Source organism: Acinetobacter sp. CIP 102136 (assembly GCF_000369685.1).
Lineage (GTDB): Bacteria > Pseudomonadota > Gammaproteobacteria > Pseudomonadales > Moraxellaceae > Acinetobacter > Acinetobacter fasciculus.
The window spans coordinates 14,161-39,384 of sequence record NZ_KB850142.1; the positions used below are offsets into that span (position 1 = coordinate 14,161).

22 protein-coding genes and 4 pseudogenes are annotated in these 25,224 nt (G+C 43.0%); 20 read left to right on the forward strand and 6 right to left on the reverse strand.

All coding sequences use genetic code 11. From position 1 onward, the window contains the following. Positions 1 to 27: 27 nt before the first annotated feature. From F893_RS05560 to filE (F893_RS05580), 5 genes and pseudogenes are all read left to right on the forward strand, one after another. Positions 28 to 702: pseudogene (locus tag F893_RS05560) on the forward strand (hypothetical protein); the annotation flags it as partial. A gap of 96 nt (positions 703 to 798) precedes the next feature. Beyond that, complete coding sequence (locus tag F893_RS05565) at positions 799 to 1,950, forward strand: IS4-like element ISAbe18 family transposase (RefSeq protein WP_004646736.1); 1,152 nt, start codon at positions 799 to 801, stop codon at positions 1,948 to 1,950. Between the two features lie 19 nt (positions 1,951 to 1,969). Continuing rightward, positions 1,970 to 2,512, forward strand: a pseudogene (locus tag F893_RS05570) (hypothetical protein); the annotation flags it as partial. 12 nt (positions 2,513 to 2,524) lie between these two features. Next, the gene (locus F893_RS05575; RefSeq protein WP_004279160.1) at positions 2,525 to 4,189 is read left to right on the forward strand and encodes a putative pilus system OmpP1/FadL family transporter FilD; all 1,665 of its coding nucleotides are present in this window, start codon (positions 2,525 to 2,527) and stop codon (positions 4,187 to 4,189) included. A 7-nt stretch (positions 4,190 to 4,196) separates the two neighbouring features. After that, positions 4,197 to 4,817 (forward strand): annotated as a pseudogene (gene filE / locus F893_RS05580) (putative pilus assembly protein FilE); the annotation flags it as partial. Positions 4,818 to 4,842: 25 nt separating this feature from the next. Here filE (F893_RS05580) and F893_RS05585 read toward each other — a convergent pair. Continuing rightward, positions 4,843 to 5,544 carry an IS1 family transposase gene (locus F893_RS05585; protein WP_004282341.1) on the reverse strand — a complete coding sequence of 234 codons (702 nt, stop codon included), beginning with the start codon at positions 5,542 to 5,544 and terminating at the stop codon, positions 4,843 to 4,845. Between the two features lie 60 nt (positions 5,545 to 5,604). On the opposite strand from F893_RS05585, the pseudogene filE (F893_RS05590) reads away from it, so the two are divergent. Beyond that, positions 5,605 to 6,186: pseudogene (gene filE / locus F893_RS05590) on the forward strand (putative pilus assembly protein FilE); the annotation flags it as partial. A 21-nt stretch (positions 6,187 to 6,207) separates the two neighbouring features. After that, positions 6,208 to 8,139, forward strand: a complete 1,932-nt coding sequence (locus F893_RS05595) for a putative pilus system protein FilF (RefSeq protein WP_005251017.1) — start codon at positions 6,208 to 6,210, stop codon at positions 8,137 to 8,139. A 60-nt stretch (positions 8,140 to 8,199) separates the two neighbouring features. Here F893_RS05595 and F893_RS05600 read toward each other — a convergent pair whose 3' ends face one another. Then, positions 8,200 to 8,748, reverse strand: coding sequence for an NUDIX hydrolase (locus F893_RS05600; protein ID WP_171066770.1), 549 nt, complete (start codon positions 8,746 to 8,748; stop codon positions 8,200 to 8,202). Positions 8,749 to 8,871: 123 nt separating this feature from the next. Here F893_RS05600 and F893_RS05605 point away from each other — a divergent pair, with 123 nt between their 5' ends. The 9 genes from F893_RS05605 (at position 8,872) to F893_RS05645 (ending at position 17,242) form a co-directional block, all read left to right on the forward strand. Next, positions 8,872 to 9,480, forward strand: a complete 609-nt coding sequence (locus F893_RS05605; protein WP_004279164.1) for an NUDIX hydrolase — start codon at positions 8,872 to 8,874, stop codon at positions 9,478 to 9,480. A gap of 24 nt (positions 9,481 to 9,504) precedes the next feature. Then, the gene (locus tag F893_RS05610; RefSeq protein WP_171066775.1) at positions 9,505 to 10,032 is read left to right on the forward strand and encodes a gamma carbonic anhydrase family protein; all 528 of its coding nucleotides are present in this window, start codon (positions 9,505 to 9,507) and stop codon (positions 10,030 to 10,032) included. A 136-nt stretch (positions 10,033 to 10,168) separates the two neighbouring features. After that, positions 10,169 to 10,834 (forward strand): tRNA (adenosine(37)-N6)-threonylcarbamoyltransferase complex dimerization subunit type 1 TsaB, encoded by a 666-nt coding sequence (gene tsaB / locus F893_RS05615; protein ID WP_005251032.1) that lies wholly within the window; start codon positions 10,169 to 10,171, stop codon positions 10,832 to 10,834. A gap of 16 nt (positions 10,835 to 10,850) precedes the next feature. Further along, positions 10,851 to 11,675: an undecaprenyl-diphosphate phosphatase gene (locus tag F893_RS05620; RefSeq protein ID WP_004279167.1), complete on the forward strand. Its 825-nt coding sequence runs from the start codon at positions 10,851 to 10,853 to the stop codon at positions 11,673 to 11,675. Beyond that, on the forward strand, positions 11,669 to 12,490 hold the full coding sequence (locus F893_RS05625; RefSeq protein ID WP_005251033.1) for a class I SAM-dependent methyltransferase: 822 nt from the start codon (positions 11,669 to 11,671) through the stop codon (positions 12,488 to 12,490). Before F893_RS05620 ends, F893_RS05625 begins: the two co-directional genes overlap by 7 nt. Before the next feature lie 120 nt (positions 12,491 to 12,610). Beyond that, entirely contained in the window at positions 12,611 to 13,993 is a 1,383-nt protein-coding gene (locus tag F893_RS05630) for a C13 family peptidase (protein WP_004279169.1), read from the forward strand. Between the two features lie 43 nt (positions 13,994 to 14,036). Further along, positions 14,037 to 14,873: an S-formylglutathione hydrolase gene (fghA, locus tag F893_RS05635; RefSeq protein ID WP_004279170.1), complete on the forward strand. Its 837-nt coding sequence runs from the start codon at positions 14,037 to 14,039 to the stop codon at positions 14,871 to 14,873. 120 nt (positions 14,874 to 14,993) lie between these two features. Then, complete coding sequence (locus tag F893_RS05640) at positions 14,994 to 16,091, forward strand: YjgN family protein (RefSeq protein ID WP_004279171.1); 1,098 nt, start codon at positions 14,994 to 14,996, stop codon at positions 16,089 to 16,091. Positions 16,092 to 16,102: 11 nt separating this feature from the next. Continuing rightward, a complete protein-coding gene (locus tag F893_RS05645; protein WP_005251034.1) occupies positions 16,103 to 17,242 on the forward strand; it encodes a M48 family metallopeptidase in 1,140 nt (379 codons plus the stop codon). Positions 17,243 to 17,286: 44 nt separating this feature from the next. Here the strand turns inward: F893_RS05645 and F893_RS05650 are convergent, their stop codons facing one another. Beyond that, a complete protein-coding gene (locus tag F893_RS05650; RefSeq protein ID WP_005251035.1) occupies positions 17,287 to 17,565 on the reverse strand; it encodes a DUF2218 domain-containing protein in 279 nt (92 codons plus the stop codon). A 168-nt stretch (positions 17,566 to 17,733) separates the two neighbouring features. Between F893_RS05650 and rpe the strand changes: the two genes are divergently transcribed. From rpe to F893_RS05670, 4 genes are all read left to right on the forward strand, one after another. Next, on the forward strand, positions 17,734 to 18,420 hold the full coding sequence (rpe, locus tag F893_RS05655) for a ribulose-phosphate 3-epimerase (RefSeq protein ID WP_005251036.1): 687 nt from the start codon (positions 17,734 to 17,736) through the stop codon (positions 18,418 to 18,420). Positions 18,421 to 19,048: 628 nt separating this feature from the next. Beyond that, positions 19,049 to 19,366, forward strand: a complete 318-nt coding sequence (locus F893_RS05660; RefSeq protein ID WP_005251037.1) for a DMT family transporter — start codon at positions 19,049 to 19,051, stop codon at positions 19,364 to 19,366. A 72-nt stretch (positions 19,367 to 19,438) separates the two neighbouring features. Next, entirely contained in the window at positions 19,439 to 19,924 is a 486-nt protein-coding gene (locus F893_RS05665) for a methylated-DNA--[protein]-cysteine S-methyltransferase (RefSeq protein WP_004279178.1), read from the forward strand. A 262-nt stretch (positions 19,925 to 20,186) separates the two neighbouring features. Continuing rightward, positions 20,187 to 21,419, forward strand: coding sequence for a transposase (locus F893_RS05670; RefSeq protein WP_004730312.1), 1,233 nt, complete (start codon positions 20,187 to 20,189; stop codon positions 21,417 to 21,419). Between the two features lie 173 nt (positions 21,420 to 21,592). On the opposite strand, the gene F893_RS05675 is transcribed toward F893_RS05670, so the two are convergent. From F893_RS05675 to F893_RS05685, 3 genes are all read right to left on the reverse strand, one after another. Continuing rightward, a complete protein-coding gene (locus F893_RS05675; RefSeq protein ID WP_005251038.1) occupies positions 21,593 to 22,339 on the reverse strand; it encodes an IS5-like element ISAba31 family transposase in 747 nt (248 codons plus the stop codon). A gap of 198 nt (positions 22,340 to 22,537) precedes the next feature. After that, positions 22,538 to 23,473, reverse strand: a complete 936-nt coding sequence (locus tag F893_RS05680) for a tRNA-dihydrouridine synthase (RefSeq protein ID WP_005251039.1) — start codon at positions 23,471 to 23,473, stop codon at positions 22,538 to 22,540. A gap of 185 nt (positions 23,474 to 23,658) precedes the next feature. After that, complete coding sequence (locus F893_RS05685; protein WP_005251040.1) at positions 23,659 to 25,098, reverse strand: spinster family MFS transporter; 1,440 nt, start codon at positions 25,096 to 25,098, stop codon at positions 23,659 to 23,661. Positions 25,099 to 25,224 lie beyond the last annotated feature (126 nt).

The window sequence follows — 25,224 nt, forward strand, 5'->3', positions numbered from 1 at the left end:
AACAGTAATAAAAATTAAAATGGTGAAATGGATATGAACAGTAAATGGATGAACAAGACGTTCTTGGCACTGAGCATTCAAATGGTAATGGGCGTTGCATTTGCTGCAGAAGAACCAGCACTAGGTGAATACGAAACAGTTGATGAAGAAGTTGTCGTTGAAACTGCTGCATCTGTACCCGATCAAACTGGGCAAGTCGAAACGCAGGCTGCAGAAGAGTCAGAACTCGGTGAATATGAAGCAGTTGAAGAGGCTGTCGTCGAAACAGCAGCACCTGTAGCGACTCAGGCTGGCCAAGTAATAGATGCATCTCAAGCTTTACAGCAACAAGAAGGAGATGCTACTCAGGCAGCTAACCTAGAAGAAGTATTTACGTCAAATGAACGCCAATACTCTCTAATAAAACAAAGCGAAATTTCATCATATTACGATATTGATTATACCTATTATCGAGACACCCAACTTGATATAGAAATGGCACAGGGCCAATTGTATCAACTACGTGTTCAAGAAAATGCAACACATAGTATGACTAATACTTTCACTTTCCAATATGGTGTGAAAGATAACCTGACCTTGACTGCATCCCTACCTTTAGTGGCCAAAACTGACTTGTTGAAAGATACCTCTACTGCGGGTTTGGGTGATATTAGTTTGGGTGCTCGCTGGGAACCCTTTCCCCTAAAAGCGGGTCGTCTGCCCACTGCTGTCCCATAGTTTGCTTTAAATAAAAAAACCTGAGTCCTAACAGTTAAAATATGAGTGCAAACAAACACTTTAACGACCAGGATTCAGGTTTTGTCACATCAGAATACCGTATTTCATGAGCTAATTAAACCTGTTGTGCGACAGGATTTTGAACAACTTGCTAAAGTACACCATGTTGGACAGAAATTTAGAGCGGCTTCCCGGTGGGATCAGTTTATTGCCATATTGATGTCTCAATTCTCTTGTAGACAAAGTCTGAGAGATATTCAATCCAATTTGGAGTGCCAACAGGAAAAGCTAAGTCATCTCGGAGCAAAGTCTATTCCCCGAAGCACGCTGGCACGAATCAATGAGCAGCAGCCTGCTGCCTTGTATCAACAGCTATTTTACAAGTTGCTTAAATACTATGAACACTCAAAAGTAGCTCATAAATTTCGCTTTAAGAATCCCTTGTATTCCTTGGATGCCAGTCATATTGACCTGTCGCTTTCCTTATGTGAATGGGCCAAAGTTCACGACTCAAAAGCCAGCATGAAACTCAGCATAGGATTGAATCACAGCAATGATATTCCTGAGTTTGTTGCAGTTGAAAATGGCAAAGAAAATGACATGGTACAAGGCCGCAAATTCCAGTTTCCTGCTGGCAGCATTGTAGTTTTTGATAAAGGCTATGTCGATTACCAATGGTATGCAAATCTGACTGCTCAAAACATTGGATTTGTCACACGTTTTAGGCCTAAATCTGTGTATCAGGTGATCCAGCAACATCCAGTGCTTGAATCCAAAGGTATTCTAAAAGATGAAACCATTCAGCTGAATAGCGCACATGCCCTAAAAAGAAAAGCCCCAGTGTTAAGAAGAATTGAATATAGAGATCAGCAAAGTGGCAAGCACTTTAGCTTTCTCAGCAATAACTTTCATTTAGCCGCCTCCACCATTGCGGCGATTTATAAAGATCGTTGGAAAGTTGAGCTGTTCTTTAAGGCGATTAAGCAGAATCTCAAATTAAAAGCGTTTCTAGGCCGCAGCAGGAACGCAATTCAGACACAAATCTGGATTGCGATGATCGCCTATTTATTGGTGAGTTTCGCTCAACATTTAGGGAAAACAGGTTGGACAGTTCAACGTTTACTCAGAATAATTCAAGTGAATTTGTTTGAAAGAAGAACTTTAAAAGCTTTATTTTCACCCGATAAAATACCCATAAAACAAGAGGAAGCTCAAATGAGCTTCCTCTTGTGAAAAATTGTGGGACAGCAATGGTCGTCTGCCTCTGATTTTATTTGGTAATTTATCAACTAAAACGGGTGACAGCCCTTATGAAATTAATGCCGCGACAGATCTGGCAGCAGGAAAGGGCTATTATTCTGCTGGAGTAGGTGCTAGTACGCGTAAATACATTGACCCAGTCGTATTGTTTGCATCAGTTTCTGCGAACTATGGTTTTAAAGAATCGGGCCTGAATCAGCGTCGAGGTAGCCGGATTATTGAGGAGTTTGAACCGGGGATTAGTGGAGGCTTTGCCTTTGGTTTCGCATATTCATTTAACTATGATGTTTCGATGACCATGTCCTATCAGCAGAGCTTTAATACTGGTGCGGAATTTAACTATAACACTGGTGAAAGTTATTCTGCTGCAGATCAGACCAGTTCTACCTTTGCAATTTCCTTAGGTGTGCGAGTCTCTCCAGAAACAATTGTTAATGGTACCGTTGGCCTAGGGCTGACCGAAGATGCACCGGATGTTTCGTTGGGATTATCATTCCCACTTGATATTTTAGGTTTTGGTAAAAAAATCAGTTAATAGGGGTGTCGTATGAAAAACATTCGACTTAGCCCGTTATTAACAGGAATTATTCTTGCGGGCTGTTCAAGTTATACCTTTGCACAATTGGGAACCAACCTTTCAGTTGATTTACGTGCACTATCCATGGGGAATGCCGTCACCGCAGATCCTCCAGGGGTCAATGCCATCCACTTTAACCCGGCTGCATTGACTAAAATTGATGGTCTGCAAACCGAACAGCAAATCATTGTGGCTAATTTTGATATCCAGCGTGAGTTTTCAGTACCGGCCGGATATAACGTATTTGGCTATTCTGATGATCCTATTGTCTGTAATGACGGTCCTGAAGTTTCATCTGATTTGTGTACTGACTTTAAAGGTCCGGTAAAAGGCGATGTGGAATATGTCAGTCTTTATGTCCCTTTTCTGAAAAAAATGGTGGATTTAGGGGAAGGCCTTCCTTTGACTGCACCGACCATGGGGATTGCATACAATCCCCCTGGATCGAAAGCCACTTATGCGACTGCTGTTTATGCTCCTCTCATGGCAGGTTTTGGTCATGAAGATGGTAACCCAGCAAACTTTATGGGACAGCAGGTTGCTTTAGAGCGGATTACTTATCTGTCACCATCCATCGGTTATGAGGTCAATGACCAACTGTCGATTGGTGCTTCTATCGGGATGTCTTATCAAGCCATCGGAATGAAAACGGACTTGCGTTTCCCGAATGAGTTGATTGGGATGTTGCGTATGATCGACGAAGTCGTGTGTACGCCGTTTAAAGAAAATTCCGACATTATTACAGATATTCTTTTGCTCGGGATCTGTAATGCGGATGAGGGGATGAACCCATTTGGCAAGTTTGGTCAAATGCAACTGGAGCTTGAGCAGAACTTAAGCCCAAGTTATAACCTGGGAATATTGTGGGAACCGCGCGAAGACTTTAGTTTTGGTATGGTGTACCAAAGTGCTGCAAAAATGCGCTTAAAAGGTAAATATCATATTGATAATGCCAAAGCTCCTCAGGAAATGATTAAAGGTTTAATGACCTCACCGACCGGCCAGATTCTGGCTGCAATTCTTGGATTTCCTAATTACATACCATCGAGTGAATCTGGTCTGGTGTCGCAGGATTTTGAATATCCGGCGCATTTTCAGGCAGGTATCAAATATAAAGTGATGCCAGATTTGCAAGTGAATTTTGATATTGGCTGGACAGATTACAAGGTCTGGGACGAATTTAAATTCGAATTTGATCGTACTATTTCAGCCCTAAAAATTGCCAAAATTTTATCTGCTAATGTTACTGACTCAACCCTGGCTTTACCGATGGGATTTGAATCGCCGTGGAACTTCGGTATCGGGATGGAGTATTCCGCTACAGACCGCTTGAAGCTTCGAGCAGGTTATGAGCCACGGACTAGTGCTATTCCGAAAAATAAGCGTAATACCATGGTACCGATCAATGGTGCGCAGTTATTTGGTTTAGGTGTGGGTTACCGCTTTGATGCAGATACTGATCTGGATCTATCGATTGGTTTTTTGCGCAGCAAAGATCAGATTCCAGCAAATACCAGTAGTTTAGCCAACCAGACTGGGGTAAATAACCTGTTATTAAACCCATATGCAGGTTTAAACGTAAAAACAGATACCAAAATTACCATTTTAGGTTTGAACTATCGCACTCGTTGGTAAGGAAGAAATGATCAAGACAGGGAAAGTGGGATTGACAACGGTACTGGCATTAAGTCTGGTACCCTTGTCTTTTTATACAAGCGCTAAAGAATTTATTACGATTATTGGTCCAGATGGCCGACCATTAGTCGTACCACGTAATAATGTAGAGAAAAAAACTGAAGACAAATCTCGATTGTTGAAAAAAGTAGAAGCTGCAATAGTTCAGTCCATACCTGTGAAGCAAAACTTAGAAAAAGTACCCGTCGTAGAAAATGGACAAGTTAAATCTAAGCATGGCCATAATATGGTTGTACAACCAGTACAACCAGTACAACCAGTACAACCAGTACAACCAGTACAACCAGTACAACCAGTACAACCAGTACAACCAGTACAACCAGTACAACCGCATATTGCACAAGCACAGATTGAGTCTACACCACGATTAATACCTGGATCTAAAGCTCCTCAAATTTCTGATGCTGGAACAGGATCTTCTGTTGCTAACATACAAAAACCGGGATTTAGCCAGGTTGAAGGCATTGAATATGTGGATAGTGAGTATCTGGAAAATAAAGAATTTAATTTGGAAGGCAAAAAACGTTTCTATAGCATGCCCGAAGGAGTAGTAGATAAAAATATCGGGTGGTGTTTCAAAAAGTATGCTGGCATTAAACGAATCCATTATTGATATAAAAGAACACTAAATCAAAGGCTTTGAAATGATTTTCAAGCTTTTTGGAGAAGTTGCAGCTTCTCCTAAAGCCTCGCCTGATTCGATGCCGTAATCGACAATTATTGCCTTCTATACCCACAGTGAAAAATTTACCAATCAACTGTTTGCATTCTTTAAAGGTCGTAACAAAGCTATCCCAATGGTCACTTGATATACATGTATAGCTTACACCTAACTGCTTCAATTTTAATTTAAGTCGTTTTGCAGTGGCTAAATCTCGGTTACCCCATACATAAGCAACAATTTCACCTGTTTCTCGATGATAGGCATAAATTAGCCATTGTTTATTTTGCTTATGACCAACAAAAGTCCAAAACTCATCTACTTCAAGGGTTTCATAATGACTTTGCTGTGCTCGAAGTTGATATTTTGATTGGCTAAGTGTCCGTAGAACTTTACCGATACTTACTCTTTCAATTTCTGCTATATCCCTGACACCACTGCCTCGCACCATGAGGTGTAATATTTTGGTTTTGATACCTGAGTGACAGCCTTGATAACTGAGAGCATGATCACCAATAAATTGACGTCTGCATATTTTACATTGGTAATTTTGCTTACCATCTACTTTTGTGCCATTTTTCTTTATACTGTCACTTAGGCAGGCTGGACACTTGATTTCTAGAGTTATTCGCATTTCTCTATTTTATCAAAATCCAACCTGCTTTTTTTCAGCATACTTTTTGAAACACCACCAAATATCGGAACTACCCGGATCCAGATAATTGAACGTGAAAAAGGGGTGGGACAATCCGTATTAAAATCCTTGTTTCAAACGCCAGAAGTAGATTCTGGTCCTGTGGTACTGGCTCAAAGTTATTATCGTATTTCACAGTCGGAGACCATCGATAGCTTGGGCAAGCAGTGTTTTAATGATAAGAAAATTAAAAAAGCGAAAGAAATCAGCCTTAAAAAAGCAGTTAACCTGTGGCCTCGCGCACCTCTTAAAGCAGACGAATTTGATTTTGAAGTGGTAAAGCTTCAATCCGATATCCAGAATATTCAGATCAACTCTTATGCTTCTAGCCAGAAAAATCCAACGTATTATTGGCCTTTTGTTGTGTTTTTAGACAGTCGCGGCTGTGTGCTTGAAGGAGCGGGCGGTTTTAAAAATCAGGAAGGCCAGGCGAATATTATTCAACATGAGCGTATCGAAGGGGTTCTCCAGATTCCTGCTCAAAGTGAATATATATTATTGACGCCTTTGGCCTCAGCAATAGATGTTGAAGACAAGATGCTGACAAATCATGGACAACTAAAATTAGTCGCCATTCGATAAGGACTATTCGAGTACAAAAAGATGAAAAATAAAATATTATTTCCATTTGCTTTAACCACACTTTTAACGGCACTGAGTGGGTGTGGTGGGGAAAGTGCCAATGTCATTCCAGAAAAAAATGATGAAGCCACGACCAATGGTACTTGTACCCCAGGTACAACTAACTGTGTGGAATGGGGGCTGGAATATCCGCTCGATGGTTTGAACTTTAACTGTAGTAGCGATACAGAAAATACCTTTATTACGTTATTTGATAGTAAAAACGGGGTTGCTTCTGGAACCTGTCAAAAGACGGATAATATTGAGTTTTATATTCAAAGTTTTGCTTCACGCAAGATTAATTTAGGTCAAATTAAACTCAGCGATTATGCCAGTTTTAGTGCCCAGACCCAGCTGCCGCGTTTAAGTGTAATCGATATTGCAACTGGGATTGCTCGACGTCCGGTAGGTGATTTGGTGCCTAATGATCCTACCGTTCAGGTGGCCATGCGTCTGGTTAAAATTCTGCAAGCTTTGGCGTTAGAAGAAGGGCGTATTATTAATCCATCTGATGTACAACCTTTGTATATTACTGAAGAGATGCGTAAAGACCTGGCGAAAACCAGTGAGAATATCAATCTGATGGATGCCGATTTGGCGACCAAAATTAAAGATTTTGTTGATATCAGCACAATTTCGGATGAGGTGGCTTTTGCCACCGTTAAAAAACTGGTGACGATTGCTAACGCAGCCGTGTATCAGCCAGAATTTTCATTATTCTCAACTTCAGGCGTAATTGGTAGTAACCTGACGGGTTCAGATGGACTGGTGGGCTGTAATCAAAGCCCTTGTGATATTAAGAATAAGAATACTAAATATTTATTTGGCCATTTTATGCTGATTACCGATCGCCAGGGCTATACCTTTGGCAGCGGCTTACAATGGCGTGATAATGAGTTAACTCTGGCTAAAGAAAATTTATCTTCCTTAGGGGGGATTAATGCTCAACTCATCCGTAAGGTGAAACCGGTACAAATGACCGCTGATCCGCAAAGTTCATGGATTCATCCAACCAGTAAAACCATTAACACGCCTTACCGCTTGAATATTGCAAATAATGCGACTCCGCTTGAGTTGTATCAAGGCAGATTATTGAATGATTATGTGATCGCCGGTAAAGAAGCTTTCTATAAGATGGTGACTGACAAAAAATCGCTGGATACTTCCGATCAAGCCAACTTGGGGTTGTGGCGTTTGCAGGCCGATGGTGAAAACTATACGGGAAGCGTTGATCTCTATAAGATTTTCCCAATTAGTTATCTGGATCGTCAGGTCTTTAAAACAGCGCAGAACGTCGCGGATGGGGAGAAATACATTTTCCCAATGTATGCCAATCTGGAATTTAAATTTACAGATACCACTGTCAGCCCAATTACTTTAGGAATCGTCATTGACAGTAATGGTGATGTACGCACCAATATGCAATCCTCTAGTAGTTTTGCGACTGATCCGGTGAATGGCTGTAAGGGTGATGTGTTGGCAGCTACGCTCTTAGATCATCAAGGCATACAACAATATCGCCTCGGGACTTTGGGACGTGCATTTGTGGCTGATAAAGCGGTTTCCATGCGCCTGATTTTAGCCAATGAAAAGTTTGGTAATATCAATGGCGCATTGGTAGGGGTAGACTCACGTATCCAGTCTTCACCGGATTCTAGGGATACGATTGTGATCGGTGGTGCACTGCTCAATTTGTCTAATGTGCTGGATACTAATGTTGGCCAGAATGGGCGTGTAACTTTCCTGAATTCGGCAGGTGATGGGGTACAATGGGCCAATACCTATGCGAGTTTTCAAAAAGTTTATAATAATAACAATGAGGGTGAAACACCGGCAGATATTAGCCTGGCAAAATTAAACGGTGGTTCGGTTGAGTTTAAACTCGCGGATTGCTATCAAGTCAAAGCTAAATAATATTCCTTAGAAATAAAAAAAAATCCCATCTTAGTATGGGATTTTTTATACAGATTAGATTTAACCCGTGTGGTCTAGACGTGTGCCTAAGGTTTCCAGATGCATTGGGAAAGTGTTGCTTTTACGATCTTCAAAATAATGTCTGAGGGTGTGTTCTACACTCGGGAAGGCTAGTTCGGTCCAGGGAATATCTGCTTCATCAAATAAACGTGTTTCGATGGTCTCTTCACCCGCACCAAATTTTCCATCAATCAGATTGGCTTTAAATAGCACATAAATCTGACCAATACGTGGAATGTTATACATACAGTACAGCTGTTCAATGTCTACTTCAGCTTCGGCTTCTTCGCGGGTTTCCCGTGCAGCCCCTTGCTCCATGGTTTCAAACAGTTCCATATAGCCGGCAGGTAAAGTCCATAAGCCGTAGCGTGGTTCAATGGCACGACGGCAGAGCAGTACTTTGTTTTCGAATAAGACCAAAGCGCCACAAATAACTTTCGGATTAATGTAATGAATAGAGCCGCATGAATCACATACGCTGCGAATTTGCTGATCGCCCAAAGGAATTTTAGCAGTGGTTTTATGTCCACAATTCGCACAGAAGTTCATATTCATCATCAATGATAAAAGTATGCTCAGGATAACTGAAAAAGCAAAATTTGGCATCATTTCTCTCCCGCCCCGACTAAAATCGGCTATGATGAAATTATGATCATCGTCAGGGTTGAAAGAATGGATGCATGTGAATTGACACAAAGGTTGCAGCAACGCTTACGTTTTTCCAAGCGTATCCGATCTGCGCATGCTGCCGTGTTGATTGCAATTACAGATGAAGCTGATCCGAAAGTATTGCTGACGCGCCGTTCAGCTTATTTGAATAATCATGCTGGAGAAGTCTCATTTCCGGGTGGCAAGCGCGATCCGCAAGATACCAGTAATATTGTGGTGGCTCTAAGAGAAGCCTATGAGGAAACGGCACTCAATCCTTTTGATGTACATTTAATGGGTGATTTGCCGATGCAAAAAGCCCGCAATGGCATGCTGGTCAAACCGATTGTGGGACTGATTCCTCCGCAAGTGAAGCTGATTCCACAACCGACGGAAATCGACCGGATTTTCTTTGCCTCATTGCAGCATTTACTTGAAGTGACGCCCACACCTTATGAAGTTCGCTTTGCTCAGCAATCCTTATATTTTCCGAGTATGCGGGTAGAAAATGAAGTGGTTTGGGGCTTGACCGCACGTATGTTGATTTCTTTATTTCAATATGGGCTGGATTATAAAAAAGACTGGCCATTCTTGCTTAATTCTCCAACTTTTAAACGCTCCAAATTTTTTTAACCATTGAACAGGATTTTATCAATGTTGTACAAATTTCAGGGATATATACCTACCGCTACACATCAGCCATGGGATGGCTGGGTGGCACCAACCGCAACCGTGATTGGGCAAGTTGAACTTGGGCGACAAGTCAGTATCTGGTTCGGTGCCGTAGTACGTGCAGATAACAGTAAAATTAAATTGGGTGACTTTAGTAATGTGCAGGAAAATGCAGTGTTGCATACGGATGCAGGCATTGAGATGCACATTGGTGATTATGTGACAATCGGCCATCAGGCCATGCTGCATGGTTGTACCATTGGCGATAACAGCCTGATCGGGATTCAGGCGGTCATTCTGAACAATGCCGTGATTGGGAAGAATTGTATTATTGGTGCCAATGCCTTGATTCCGGAAGGCAAGATCATTCCAGACAATTCTGTGGTGATGGGCTCACCCGGTAAAGTGGTGAAAACGCTGGATGATGACAGTATTCAAAAATTAACAATGAGCGCCATGCATTATGCCGAGCATTTTCAGAAATTTCAGGATTTGGAAGAAGTGCAACTCTAAGGCACTCTTTTAATGAGTGAATCATAAGCCTAGATTTTCTAGGCATTTTTGTATCTGTTTCGGGAAAATCTCGCGTAGCGGATATGAGTGGAGTATCATATCCGCGTTTTTTATATTCTCTGAATTAAGGTTGTGCATGAAAGTGCTGGCATTGGAGACTGCCAATGAGCAGTGTTCCGTTTCTGTAATCGATGATACTCAAGAACTATTTTTTCAGCTTGATGCGCGCGCCAAGGCACAAACGCAAACGATTCTCCCGATGATTGAACAAGGTCTGCAAGATCTTGGGCTGGCCATTGCTGATTTGACCGCGATTGCCTTTAGTCGTGGTCCGGGTTCTTTTAGCGGTGTGCGTATTAATGCTGCCGTGACTCAGGCCTTGGCCTGGTCAAATGATGTGCCGGTGATTCCGGTGTCAACTTTGCAGGCTTTGGCACAAGCAGCCTACCGTTTGCATGGTCTGACTGAAGTGTCTGCGGTATTGGATGCCCGCATGAGCGAAGTCTATATCGCGAGCTATCAACTGGATGCCCAAGGAATTATGCAACCGGTCGATGATGAGCAACTGTTAAGTTATGCAGAAGGTAGCCAAGCTGTGCGCTTTACCCCGGTTGGCTCAGGTGCTGAACTGGTACAAAGCGAAACTTCAATTTATAAAGATGTGCATGCGACCGCACAGGATATTGCCAGCATTGCACGTGCAGCGGCACAAGTAGAAAAATGGGTGAGTGCAGAATTGGCATTACCCGTATATTTACGCGATAACGCGTGGAAAAAAATTCCAGAACAAGGCAAAGCATAATTAATTAGGATAAAGCATGGATCTTTTACTGCTACTCAAAGCGGCCATCATGGGTATTATCGAAGGCATTACCGAGTTTTTGCCTATTTCCAGTACCGGCCATTTGATTTTGGCATCAGAATTAATGAATTTCTGGACCAAGGAAAAGAGTGATGTATTCGTCATCGCGATCCAGATGGGGGCAATTGCTGCCGTTATTTATGAATATTGGGCGCGTCTTTGGGGGGCAGCGACCGGGATTGTCAGCGGTGAACCGCAAGGTCGCCGTTTAGGCATTGGCCTGATTCTGGCTTCTATTCCGATTATATTGATTGGTCTGACGCTGGGACAAACCGTCAAACAATTACTGTTTAATGATATTGCGATTGCCATTGGTTTGATCGTCGGTGGTTTGATCATTATCTGGATTGAAAAGAATCCACCACAAGTCCGTGTGCATGAAGTTGAAGAACTCAGCATTAGAGATGCGATCTGGATTGGCCTGATTCAGGTTTTATCCTTGATTCCGGGTACTTCCCGTTCAGGCGCAACCATTATCGGTGCGATGTTTTTGGGTGTGTCCCGTAAGGCAGCAACTGAATTCTCATTTTTTCTGGGTATTCCGGTGATCATTGGCGCTGGCTTGCTGGATCTTTATCAAAGCTATGATGTGTTAAATACGACTGAAGACTGGACCGTGATCGGAGTTGGGCTTCTGGTTTCCTTTATCTCGGCATTGATATTAATCCGTGCGCTGGTCGCTTATGTGGCCAAACGCGACTTTATGATCTTTGCCTGGTATCGTATTGCTTCGGGTCTGCTGATTTTATTATTTGCCTATACAGGTTGGAAACTATGGTAAGCGCGATTCGCTTATATGCCGAATCTGACTATCAAGATAAAGCACAGCACTTTGAGGCTGTGCTTTCTTCTCGTGGGGTGCAGGTTGAAATTGAAACTGTTGAAAAACTCAATGCACGTTTTTTCCGTTTAAATCCTGAACTGGCCCTTTGTGCCGATGCTGACGGACTCTGGTTATGTGCCAACGGCATGAAGATGCAACCGGACTGGCAAGCGGAAACCGGACGCTTAAAACGCGCATCTTTGAAATCGGAAATGATTGCACGCGCCTGTAATTTAAGTGAAAAACCAAGCTTGGTTGATGCGACTGCGGGTCTGGGACATGACAGTCTGTTGATGGCACATTTAGGTGCGCAAGTGACCTTGGTTGAACGGCATCCGGTTCTATTCACCTTGCTTGAAGATAGCCATATACGTGCCCAGTCGGATGCATTCCTGAGTCAGGTCGTATCACGGATTCATTTGGTTTTTTCTGATTCAGCCGATTATCTGCAGCAACAGGCCCAGCAGCATAAAGTTGTCGATGTAGTTTATCTTGATCCAATGTTCCCACAGCGGGATCAAAATCAGCAGGCAGTCAAAAAGCAGGCACAGGTCAAAAAACAGATGCAGCTGTTGCATATGTTATTGCCTGAAGATGGTGAAATGGATCTGGGCGACAACTTGCTGGAACTGGCGCAGAAAATTGGCAAGCGTGTCGTGGTCAAACGTCCGCGTCTGGCGGTATTTCTGGCTGGAAAAGAGCCAAATCATCAATGGCAAGGCGATGCTTGTCGCTTTGATGCGTATTTTCAGCATGAACTTGTAGCTGAATAGGATAATGGCTTCTTTATTAAGCAAAGATTTGTTATATATTTAAAATTAGCATTGATTAAATGCTTATCAAGCATAAACTTATTCAGCACATTAGCGAGCCACTCATCTCCTTGAAATCCTATGATCGACTTTAAACCCTCCATTAATTTTTGGCACGATTTTAAGAGCAACCAAATTGCCGGGATGTGGTTATTTCTGGGGTCGAGGCGTTCTTTACAACTGGTCCGTCCGTCCATCATGCAACTGGTGTTTTGGGGGATCTTGGGGGGCTGCGCCAACAGTTTGTTTAGCTGGCTCAGTTCAGGCCGTATGGGAGATTTTAACTCTCAAGGTCTGATCAGTTATGCGCTTTGGCCTTTCATTGCCCTGATTGTCGGTATTTTTCTTTCGCAACGGGTCAATAATCCACGCTTGATGCTGGTGCCAGCCTTGTTATGGTTGGTGTTAGATACCCATATCATGCTGTTCCAGTGTCTGATTCAGTATCTGGGTGATCTGGATTATCTGCCTTATATCCTTTACGACTATATTCCAACGCTCTTTGTCATGCTGTTTGTCTGGCAAAGTCTGGCAGTGGTCTGGGTGATTTCACATGAATTAAAATGGCCGTGGTGGGAACGTGCGCTGATTATGCTGGCGACTTTGTTTACGCTAGTAGTTTGGCAGATTTCAGTCAAAGATCAGCCGATCTGGAAAGTCGAAGAAATTCCACCGAGTTTTGCCGAAGATGCTTTCTATGCCCAGCCAACTTTGCTGAATAAAGCGCTGGAAAATATCGAGTATGGTGAATTTGCACAGTCACACTGGTATTTCATGGGGGTAGCCGGAGCGAGCTATCAGGATGTATTCCATTCTGAAGTTGAGCGGATTAAAGAGCAGTTTGATACCCGTTTTGGTACTTTTGGCCGATCGATTGCCTTGGTCAATCACCCAGCGACACGTACCACTATGCCGATTGCTTCCAAAACCAGTATGGAGCTGACATTGCGCCGTATGGGGCAGCAGATGAACCGTGAAAGTGACGTATTATTTTTATATATGACCTCTCACGGTTTGCCGAATGTATTTGAAATGGAAAATGCCCCACTGGATCTGGCGCAGGTTGATCCAAAATGGTTGCGTGAAACACTAGATGCATCAGGCATACGTTGGCGCGTGATCGTAATCTCGGCCTGTTTTTCAGGCAGTTTTGCTTCTGCTTTACAGAATGACAATACCTTGGTGATTACGGCTTCGGCAGCTGATCGGCAGTCTTTTGGCTGTTCGAATGAAGCGGATTATACCTATTTTGGTCGTGCGTTCTTTGATGAAGCCATGCGTGAAAATAGCAGCTTGCAAAGCGCTTTCGCACAGGCCACAGATACCGTAGCAAAATGGGAATCAGCTCAAGGTTTTGAGCCATCAGAACCGCAATGGGTGATTGGTAAGAATATGGAATTGATGTTGCCGCAACTGGAGCAACGTTTATTTCCACAGACCACTACGGCGACATCATCTCCCTAGATCAATGTCATCCACAGACCGGTTGCAATAATAAGGAATAGCCATGAAACTTATACAGAACAATAGAAGCTTTGAAGGTGAACAGCGCATTTATCGTTTTGATTCGCGCTATCTTAAATCCCCGACCAAGTTTGGCATTTTTCTGCCGCCTCAAGCTTTAGAGGGCCACAGCTGTCCTGCATTATTCTATCTGGCAGGTTTGACCTGTACTGAAGAAACCTTTGCCATCAAGGCACATGCACAGCGTCTGGCGGCACAGCTTGGCTTGATCCTGATTACACCAGATACTTCGCCGCGTGGCGAAGGTGTGGCAGAAGGCGACAACTGGGATATCGGTCAGGGTGCGGGTTTTTATATCAATGCTACCCAGGCACCATGGGCTGAACACTATCAGATGGAAAGCTTTATTGTCGATGAGCTTTACGCACTGGTCACTGAGGAATTCGTGATCCATCCCGGCAAGATCGGCATCTTTGGCCACTCTATGGGCGGTCATGGCGCATTGACTCTGGCATTTAAATATCCAGAAAAATTCAAATCTGTTTCAGCCTTTGCACCGATTTGTGCCCCGAGCCAGTGTCCTTGGGGCGACAAAGCATTCTCGAATTATCTGGGTACTGAGAAAGAGGAATGGCTCGAACATGATGCAACCGCTTTGGTTCAGGAAAAGGGCGCCTTATTTAGCGATATCCTGATTGATCAGGGTTTTTCGGATCAGTTCTATAGTCAGCTTAATCCAGCCTTGTTTCAGCAAGCTTGTGATGCCGTCAACCAGCCGCTAACTTTGCGTGAACATCAGGGCTATGATCATGGTTATTACTTTATTCAAAGTTTCGTAGATGATCATTTGCAATTCCATGCCGTGCAGTTAAATCCTTAAAGTAGGACTGCAGATATGTAGCAAAGCCAAAAAGATTAAAAAACCTCCAAAATGTTTTTACATTCTGGGGGTTTTTCTTTTAATATCAGATGTATAAAAGTATAAAAAATTGGGGTCGTCATGCAGCAGACAGCAGACGGTATTCGTGTCAGTGAGTCATTATTTCCAGCTGCTTCAAGTTTTTCGACTGAAGCCACGCCTTCGGTCAGACCGAAATATCAGCGATATGGATTCAGATTTCATGGCAGTGCATCCGAATATTTTGGTATCTGGATGGTGAATCTGATGCTGACCATAGTGACATTGACCTTGTACAGCCCTTGGGCCAAGGCACGCCGTATGCGTTATTTCTACGGCAATACCCAATTTTTAAACCATCGCTTCGACTTTGTGGCCATGCCCAGCCGGATCTTGCTGGGTCGTCTGTTTGCACTGGAACTGTATCTGGTTACCGTCGTACTGACCAACTACTCAATCCTTGCTACCAGCTCTTTATTGATGGTCGCTGCGCTGTGTTTGCCCTGGCTCATTCGGATGACCCTGAAATTCAAGGCCCGAAATAGCAAATATGGCAATGTGCGCTTTTATTTTAATGGCAGCAACCGCGAGGCTTATAGGGTCTTATTTCTAGCCATCCTGCTCAATATCTTTACTTTGCTGCTGTTTAGTCCGGTGATGATCTGGCTCTATAAACGCTATTGCTTTAATCATTTATCGATTGGTCAGTTGCAATTCAAGCTGAATATTAACTGGTCCAAGTTTATGTCTGCCGTTTATCTGCCCTTGGGTGTTTGCCTGCTGGTTGGTATTGGCTGGCTTGCAGCAGTAGTGTACTGGGTGGACCGGATTGGAACCAATTTGTTTAGTCTGGGTTTACTGCTTAGCTATCTGCTTTGTCTGGCGCTGGTCTGGCCGGTCATTTCTGCACGTTTATACCTCATTACCTGGAATCATGTGGAGCTTGGTCAAAGTTACTTTAAAACACGGGTAACTACCTGGCGTTATAGCTGGATTGTGCTGAGCAACTGGATAGTGCGTGTTCTTAGTCTGGGCTTAATGACGCCTTGGGCTGCCATCCGTTTATATGAATATCAGTTAAAACACTTAGAACTATATGTGGCTGAAGATGAAACCAATCTTGAGCATATCTTGCAACCTGACCCGAGTGCTTTGGCCGATGAAATCCTGAACGTATTTGATTTCGATGCGTCGCTATAGGAGTAAATGTGATGAAACGACCTATCGAAGTTAAGTTTTATGATGGAATTCTCGCTGAAGCCCGTTGTGCCTGGATTGTACCGGATCAGCAACAAGGGATTGTCTTGAAACTTGATGAGGATGTTCCAGTACAAGTTAGCGCTGCAGATTTTTATTTTTCTTATCCGGACATGGCCTACATTGGTGGTGTCGGTGGTCGTAAACCGATTATTGAGCTGCCTGAAGAGCGTCGGATTGAGTTTTTAAGCAAAGCGCCACATTGGCTCGGGATTAAACATAAAGATATTTATCATGCAATCTGGAAGTTTGAACGTTCACCGATCCTGATTTTCTTTTCCATGATCATCGAGATTAGTGCAGTGATTGTGATTTTAAAATGGGGGATTCCTTATAGTGCCAAACAGCTGGCAAAATTCCTTCCGGAGCAGACTCTGGTTGAAGTAGGCAACCGGACAGAGCAGCAGTTAATTGCCCAGACCCAACCAAGTACACTACCGGAAGAACAGCAGATGCGATTAAAAACTTTGTATGAACAAAAGATTGCTGTAGGAAAACCTGCAAAAATTATTTTCCGTCAAGGTGGATCAAGCATGGGCATGAATGCCGCAGCCATCCCGAATAACACCATTATTGTGACTGATGAACTGGTGAAAATCAGCGGCACTGATGAGGAAGTCCTCGCAGTACTGGCCCACGAACAAGGCCATCTGGTACAGAAGCACAGCATGCAAAAAGTGATTTCTAATCTGGGTGTGGCGGGACTGTTTGCCTTTGTAACTGGAGATTTAAGTGATGTGGTCACCGCATATGTAGTGGTCCTGACCGATGCCGGATATTCGCAGGCGATTGAACTGGATGCCGATGACTATGCCATGCAGCATTGGCATCAACAGCAGATTTCCAGTATTCACTTGTCTAATTTTTTGCAGCGGGTGGAAAATGCCAGAATACTGGCAGAGGAATCACAAACCTTAAAAATGAAAAATTTCACTCTCAATATCGATGGAAAAGACCGGCATCTGACAGAAACCGAACTGAAATGGATTCGCCTGATCGGGAAGTTTAAAAAATATCTGGAATCACATCCCGAACTGGATAAAAGGATTCAGCGTATTCATGCCTTTAATGAACAAGCGAATCATCGTATTTAGTTTCTGATCATTGCTATGTCTTGATCATCAAGGCTTTTTAGTCCCTATCTTTGCCAGTCGGCAGTCAGATGTTCCTGTCCCATACGGATCAGATGATCCAGAACCACATTTTCGAGTTTATTCAGGTCAGTGGAATCAGCATTGCTCTGAATCGTTACGGTAAGATGATCTGCCTCTGGGATCAGGTTCACTTCCGCACTTGGAAAATAAATCAGGAAATTTTGTTCGGTTTCATCAATATTAAATTTATGTTTCCAGTGATTGGCCAGGCGTTTGGCAATTCGTGAAGCTTGTTGCGTCTGGATATGGGCAATACTTTTCATCAGTCTTCTACACTATTCATCATTATCCTGCACTTTAAACCAAGCGGTGATGCCGGCATAAGCCTCAAAGCGTTACACAGCGTTTTAATCTTGCAACATCGAATCACAGTAGCCGGAGCGGATTTGATATAATGGGAAAAATCCAATTTCAACAAGCCAGGTTCTCCCATGTCCAAGCCTTATTTAATTGCCCCTTCTATTTTATCTGCTGACTTTGCCCGTTTAGGTGAAGAAGTCGAGAATGTGTTGGAAGCAGGTGCAGACGTTGTTCATTTTGATGTCATGGACAACCATTATGTACCGAACCTGACTTTTGGTGCAGGTGTTTGTAAGGCCTTGAAAAATTATGGGATCAAGGCGCCCATTGATGTGCATTTGATGGTTAAGCCGGTGGATCGCATGATCGGAGATTTCCTTGAAGCGGGTGCTGATATCATTACTTTCCATCCGGAAGCGTCTGATCATATTGACCGTTCTATACAGTTGATCAAATCAGGTGGCGCCAAAGCGGGTCTAGTATTTAACCCAGCAACGCCACTGCATTATCTGGATTATGTACTGGATAAAGTCGATCAAATTTTGCTCATGAGCGTGAACCCGGGTTTTGGCGGACAGAAATTTATTCCAATGACTTTGGATAAATTGCGTCAGGCACGCAAACTGATTGATGCTTCAGGTCGTGATATTCGTCTGGAAGTTGATGGTGGTGTTACGCCAAGCAATATTCGTGAAATTGCCGAAGCGGGTGCCGATATGTTTGTGGCGGGTTCAGCTATTTTTGGTAAGCTGGATTATAAAGCTGTGATTGATGAAATGCGTGCGGAATTAGCGAGAGTGGGACAGGTTCAATTGTAATCGTTAAAAACTCATAAGTGCATAAATATGTGGATAACTTTATGGATAAGTGTGTAGATATCTATGTTGATAACCATATGGATATGTTGCATAAAATGTAATCGTTTGTAGCCTGATTGATTGCGATTTAGACAAAATCTGTATAAAAAGAACTCAAATTGGGTTCTTTTTTATTACATATAACCCTTGTGTTTAGTGGTTATTTGTTAATCAAGAGTTAATAATTTAACCAAGTAAAAAATGATCAATGTCTCGCATATTTGTGTTTCATTATGTAATTACTCCAGACATAGTTTAAATTTAATTGATGTGTATAACTTAATATTCTGAGCCCATTCTCATGTAATTGTTGTGGATGAATTGTCCGATTATTAGAACTATTTCTGACTTGGCATTTTCAACATCTATCATAACCAGAGTAGCCATGAATGTCGTGAGGATTTGAGTAAGGCAAAGTTAAGTTGTATCTCGATAAGTCATGTTTTGTAAAAATAGCCAGATTACTGCAATGTGGTTTTATCAAATTTTTACACCTAGGAGGAACGACCTCCCTTGTGAATTGCATATCGGAATTTACAGGAAAAATCGTCAGGACGGCCTGATTCTTATATAAAAGGAGGAGGGCTGCATGGTCTGGATTGTACTTATTCTTGCGGGTATTTTTGAAATCGTTTGGGCATATTCAATGAAGCTGTCTGAAGGTTTTACCAGACTCACCCCAAGTATTATTACCATTGTCTTCATGGTACTGAGTTTTGCTTTACTGGCTTATGCGATGCGTACTTTGCCGCTAGGTACAGCCTATACGATCTGGACCGGGATTGGTGCAGTGGGTTCATTTCTCATCGGTATTTGGGTTCTGGGTGAACCTGCTACAGCATTACGTATGCTGGCTGCCGTACTCATCATTTCCGGTCTGGTACTGATGAAAGTATCCTCTTCATAATTTGTTTCTGCCTGTCTCGGTGAACTGGGTTAATATAGAAAATGAACTCAGTGATTGGGACAGGGCGCCATCATGAACTTAAGTTATCTCTATATGGATTCTCCCGTAGGTCAGCTACAACTGGTCGCGAATGAAACCGCGCTGGTGGCTGTGCTTTGGGACTGTGAACAGCCGAATCGGGTGAAACTGGCGACCTTGGTTGAAGATCCGCAGCATCCGGTTTTGATTGAAACCAGACGTCAGCTCCAGGAATATTTTGCCGGTCAGCGCAATGTTTTTGACCTGCCTTTGGACTTTGCCGGTACTGATTTTCAGAAAAAAGTCTGGCAGGCGCTACTGAATATTCCCTACGGACAAACGCGAAGCTATCGCGACATTGCTGAACAGGTAGGTAATATCAAGGCTGTACGCGCCGTGGGTGCAGCCAATGGCAAAAACCCGATTTCGATTATTGCACCCTGTCATCGGGTGATTGGTCGCAGTGGCAAGCTGGTAGGATTTGCCGGTGGTTTGGATAAAAAAGAAATCCTGTTAAATATTGAGCGGACGCATTCATAAATCTCTTTTATAAATAAAAAAATGATCGTTCTATTCATTTTAAAATGAATATTAAAAGTTCCTTCTCCCTCTGGGATAAGAAGCACTGCTTAGCAAGGAGATGAGGGGGGTAAAAACCTCTCCCTCGCCCTCTCCTACAAGGCATAGGTATCTACACAATTCCTGAACTTTGCGTTAAATTGAAGAGCATGCTCTTCAATTTAACATCTCTGGCCTGGACCAGCGTCTTGTCAAGCGCTATAACAGCCTTGTAAAGCTCAATATGAACCCTCTTGCTTCACTTGCTCCGGCAATCAAAGACCTGGCTTCTGCCCAAAAGTCGAGTTTCGCAACCACACAAGCGGTCTGGCGATTCCTGAATAATGACAAAATCTCTTTTAGTCAGTTAAACCAGCCAATTGAACATCTTGCATGTGAACAGATCAAGGCATCACCGCATCAATATGCATTGATTGTTCATGACTGGTCTCAGCTACAGTATGTGAAACACCATCATAAAATTCAGCGCCTGCAAAGAACCCATCAATATGATTCAGGCTATGAATTGCAAAGCAGTCTGCTGGTTGATGCAGCCTCGGGACTACCTATTGCGCCACTGGCGCAGACACTATCAGATGCCTCAGGCTGCTATTCCACATTCAGTCAACACTCTGCTGGGCGCAAATCTCATCTAGATTCACTTACCGAACAAATCAAAGTGATTGAACAATATCCCATTGAGAAAACATGTGTTCATATCATTGATCGTGAAGGTGACTCCATTGCCCACCTAAGGGAAATGAGCAGCCAGGGTTTTAAATGGCTGATTCGGGCGAAAGAAGGCCATCGAATTGAGCATCAGGGCAAAACATGCAAAGTTGCAGAAGCCGCAGAACGAGTAGAAACGCAGCAGGTCCAGCCGATTGCCTATAAAGGAAACCGGCATATGTTGCATGTGGGAGAAACTGCTATCCGGATAACACGTGCAGCAAAACCGAAGAGAAATGACGATTCAGGCCAACGGGTTGCTCCCCAGCCAGGGAGTGCGATTGAAGCCAGATTAATTGTTGCCGTAGTGAAAGATGATCAGGATAAGACCGTCGCAAGATGGTCACTAATCAGCAATGTTCCATCAGAGATTACTACGGTAGAGATGACGACCTGGTATTACTGGCGCTGGACAATTGAATGCTATTTCAAGCTGCTCAAGCAGGCAGGTCATGATATTGAAGCATGGCTTCAGACCAGACCTGAAGCCATTTTAAGGCGGTTACTGATTAGCTGTATGGCTTGTGTTTTAACTTGGCGAATCCAGCGTTCTGAAGATGAACACCATCAGAAAATTCGTGTATTTCTCACCCGTCTTTCAGGTCGGCAGCAGAAAAGAGGTAGGTTGGAAAGTGCACCTGCCTTATTGGCAGGGCTTTCGATTTTACTGAACACTCTTCAACTGCTCTCGGAATATTCAATAGATGAACTCAATGAGATAGCCACAATGGCATTAGGTATCTCATAGATGTGTAGATACCTATGCCTACAAGGAGAGGGTATTTCCTTTGTAGTGATTATAAAAAATGATTTATGAAAGAACTTTAATATCTAAAAATTTAAAACAAATGAAAAATTAGAATATGGATGTTCTGCTAGTAGAAATTAGGGTCTGTTGACATTTACTGTTCATAATTAACCCTATAAAGGTAGCCATAAAAATATACAGGCTAAAGCAACAGAACTTTGATAATTTCTTTTGAGCTTGTCATATCGAGTAGCTATTCCTCTAAATTGCTTTAATCTACAAAACATATTTTCAACTAAATGCCTGATTTTATATAAATACCAGTCCATATGGTCATTGTTCGATTGGCTATTCGTTTTCTTTGGTATATTCGCTTTAGTTCCTGTTTTCCTGATCTGTTCACGCAGTGGTTCTGAATCATAGCCTTTATCTGCGCATACCACTTTTGTCTCTTTTAAATCTAATGTTGATATTAAATCAGGTGCAACTTTAACATCATGTGTGGTTCCATCGGTAATCATGAAATCAATAGGATTGCCATATGCATCAACAATCAAATGTATTTTTGAGGAGTTTCCTCCTACACTTTTAGAAATAGATTGATTCGCTATGCCGGCAGAATGTTGATGAGCACGTACATGAGAGCCATCAATAAAAATCCACTCCATATCGGGGCATGAGGCTAGTAATTTGAATAATCTAAGTAACTTACCGCTGCTTGACCAACGATTAAAACGTTTGAAAATAGAGTTTGAATGACCAAAACAGGAAGGAATATCTCGCCACGGACAGCCTGTTCTAATTCTATAGAGAATAGCTTCAATAAAATTGCGTAAATTTGAGTTGTGGTGAATGGATAAATTACGCAGAATAACTTTCAACTTTTGCCAGTGTTGATCTGTCAGCATGGTACGAGGCATAGCGAATAGTAAAATTGTGTTTGGCGATTTGATTTTACTACTTCGCTATTTTTTTAAGCTAAAAGTGTCAACACACCCTAATCTATTCATACTTTGTGATTGGATTTATTTCGAAGTGGTATTCAAAACAGCCTAAGCAGTCATAAGCTTTTACGAGCCCATAAAAAAGCCTTTGAATGATTCAAAGGCTTTTTAGTTTTAAATATTTGAAGCTTTCAGTTTTTCGGTAATCTCGGCCAGAACTTTAATCCGTTTTACTTCATCCCATAATGCTTTGGCTTCAGGATAATGTTTCGACATCATGCCCAGCCATTGCTTGTAACGGCCGACCATCCCGATCTCAGTTTTGGCTGGGCCGTTGATAAAACGAATTTGCAGTTGCAGTAGTTCATTCCAGTTCATCAAAGGTGCATCCGAGTTTTGACGGATACATTGGGTCAGGTCGGGTGTAGTCACTGCACCACGGCCAATCATCAGATCTTCGCAACCGGATTCCAGACGGCACTGTTTGGCATCGGCATTGTTCCAGATTTCACCATTGGCGATCACATTGATCTTAAGTGTCTCACGAATCGGTTGTAGCTGGTCCCAGAATGCGGGCGGAGTATAGCCATCGGCTTTGGTGCGTGCATGAACGGTAACCCATGCTGCTCCTGCATCTTCAATGGCATGGGCATTTTCCAGCATGAAATTACGGTCCATATAACCCAGACGCATTTTGGCGGAAACCGGAATATGCGCAGGCACTGCATCACGCACGGCTTTAACCAGCTCATGCACGACTTCGGGTTCATCGAGCAGGACTGAACCACCACGATGACGGTTCACGGTTTTGGCCGGACAGCCAAAATTCATGTCAATTGCCGGTGCGCCCATGGCTGCCACTTTGGCGGCATTCGCTGCTAGCATCTCCGGATTATTTCCTAAGAATTGGACATGTACCGGTGTACCTGCCGCCGTCTTGCCATCATTCAACAGTTCCGGGCAGTAAGTATGATAAATATGATCGGGCAGAAGGGAATCGGTGACACGGATAAACTCGGTCACACACCAGTCAAAGCTACCTACGGATGTCAGCACATCACGCATAATCGGATCGGTTAAGCCTTCCATGGGAGCAAGCACAAGTTTCAACGGTGCACACCTGTAAATTTAAAACGGTGTTATACGTTTTTTTAGGCAGCCTGTCTAGGCTGGATCGGAATTGAATGATGAGTACCTGAAAATTGAACTTTTTGGGCTGATATAAAAAGGCCTTTAATGTGGATTAAAGGCCTTTAAAAGTGAAAATTAAGAAGGTTTAGCAATATCCAGCCATTTTAGTCCGCCAGTTTTTCGACTTTCATACTCTCACGATAATACTGACAGCCCTTGTACAACAGGAAGCAACCAATCAATCCGGCAATCGCATTGACGATCGAGATTGAGTTACCAACCATTAAGGTATTCTGGAAATATTTATCCGTGATTAACGCCACTGCGGTGGTTCCGACGCCTAAGGCAATCAGGTTTGAAACCAGCAGGAATTTGGCAGATACCTGTGCGCGTAGCTGATTCGGTGTCAGCATTTGCGTAGCAGCAGCCGATGCAGGAATCGGGAAAGTGGAGAAGAACATCGCCACAAAAATCAGCGCAAATGAAAGCTGCATATTATCGACTTGAGTAAACAGCACACTCGGAATAATCAGCGCTGCACAGCCAATCGCACCGGTACGAATTGCAGCATCGCTATAGCCACGTTTCGAGAAGAAGTCGATCAACCAGCCACAGAACAAGGCACCTGAAGTATTCGCGACTAGAATAATCGTACCGAGGATATAACCGGTTTGACTCGCATCCAGACCGAAATTACGCATGTAATAGGCAGGTGCCCAGCCTAGCAGCGAATACAGCATCATGGTGTAAAAAGAAAAGCCAATAAAATGACAGAAGAAGGTCTTTTTATGTGTCTTGATAAAACCAATCGAATTTTTGAAAGAGGCTTTAATGACTTGGCCATCTTGACCGACTTTCATACCCTTACGTGCAGGTTCACGCACCGTCAGCACCATGAGCAGGGCCAGCAATACGCCCGGTAGACCCACAATCATAAAGGTAAGTTGCCAGGTTTTCACTTCACCAATGAGCGGTAAAGCCACGAAGCTGACATCTTTTAGCAGGCCAATCACATAGCCGCCAATCAGGAAAGCTAGGCCCGAACCAATAAAGGCACCAATCGCATATACACCGAGTGCACGGCCTAATTTATCTTTCGGAAACAAATCGGCAACGATTGAATAAAAGGCAGGGGAAAGCGCAGCTTCACCGGCACCCACACTCAAACGTGCAATAAACATTTGAATAAAGTTTTTACTGAGACCACAAGCCGCTGTGGCAAGACTCCAAAACGCAATCCCGGTTGCAATGATTTTAATCCGGGACTTTCGATCCGCCAATGCTGCGATGGGCAGACCCATAATGGCATAAAACAAGGAGAAGGCCAGACCTTGCAATAGACTAAACTGGGTATCGCTTAGCATTAAATCGGCTTTAATCGGTTCAATCATGAGCGATAAAATTTGACGGTCTACAAATGACAGAATGTAAGCCACCATACAAATGACCACCACATACCATTGATAGGTGCTGCTTTCCGGTGGCGGTTCAATCTGTTCAGACAGCGGCACGGCCGTTTCTGTCGGTATAGGCTCAAAATTTTGATCTGTTGGTTGAATCGTCCTTTCAACCATTTCTAGGTTCAGCGATTTATCATTCATCATGCAACATCCTGTGCTGATCGTTTGAGATATTTATTTGATACTTTTAATTTGCTTGTTATTTTTATGTTGTATCGCATTTAATTAATCTAGAGGCTAAATAGATAGACGTCAATCTGTTTTTAAAAA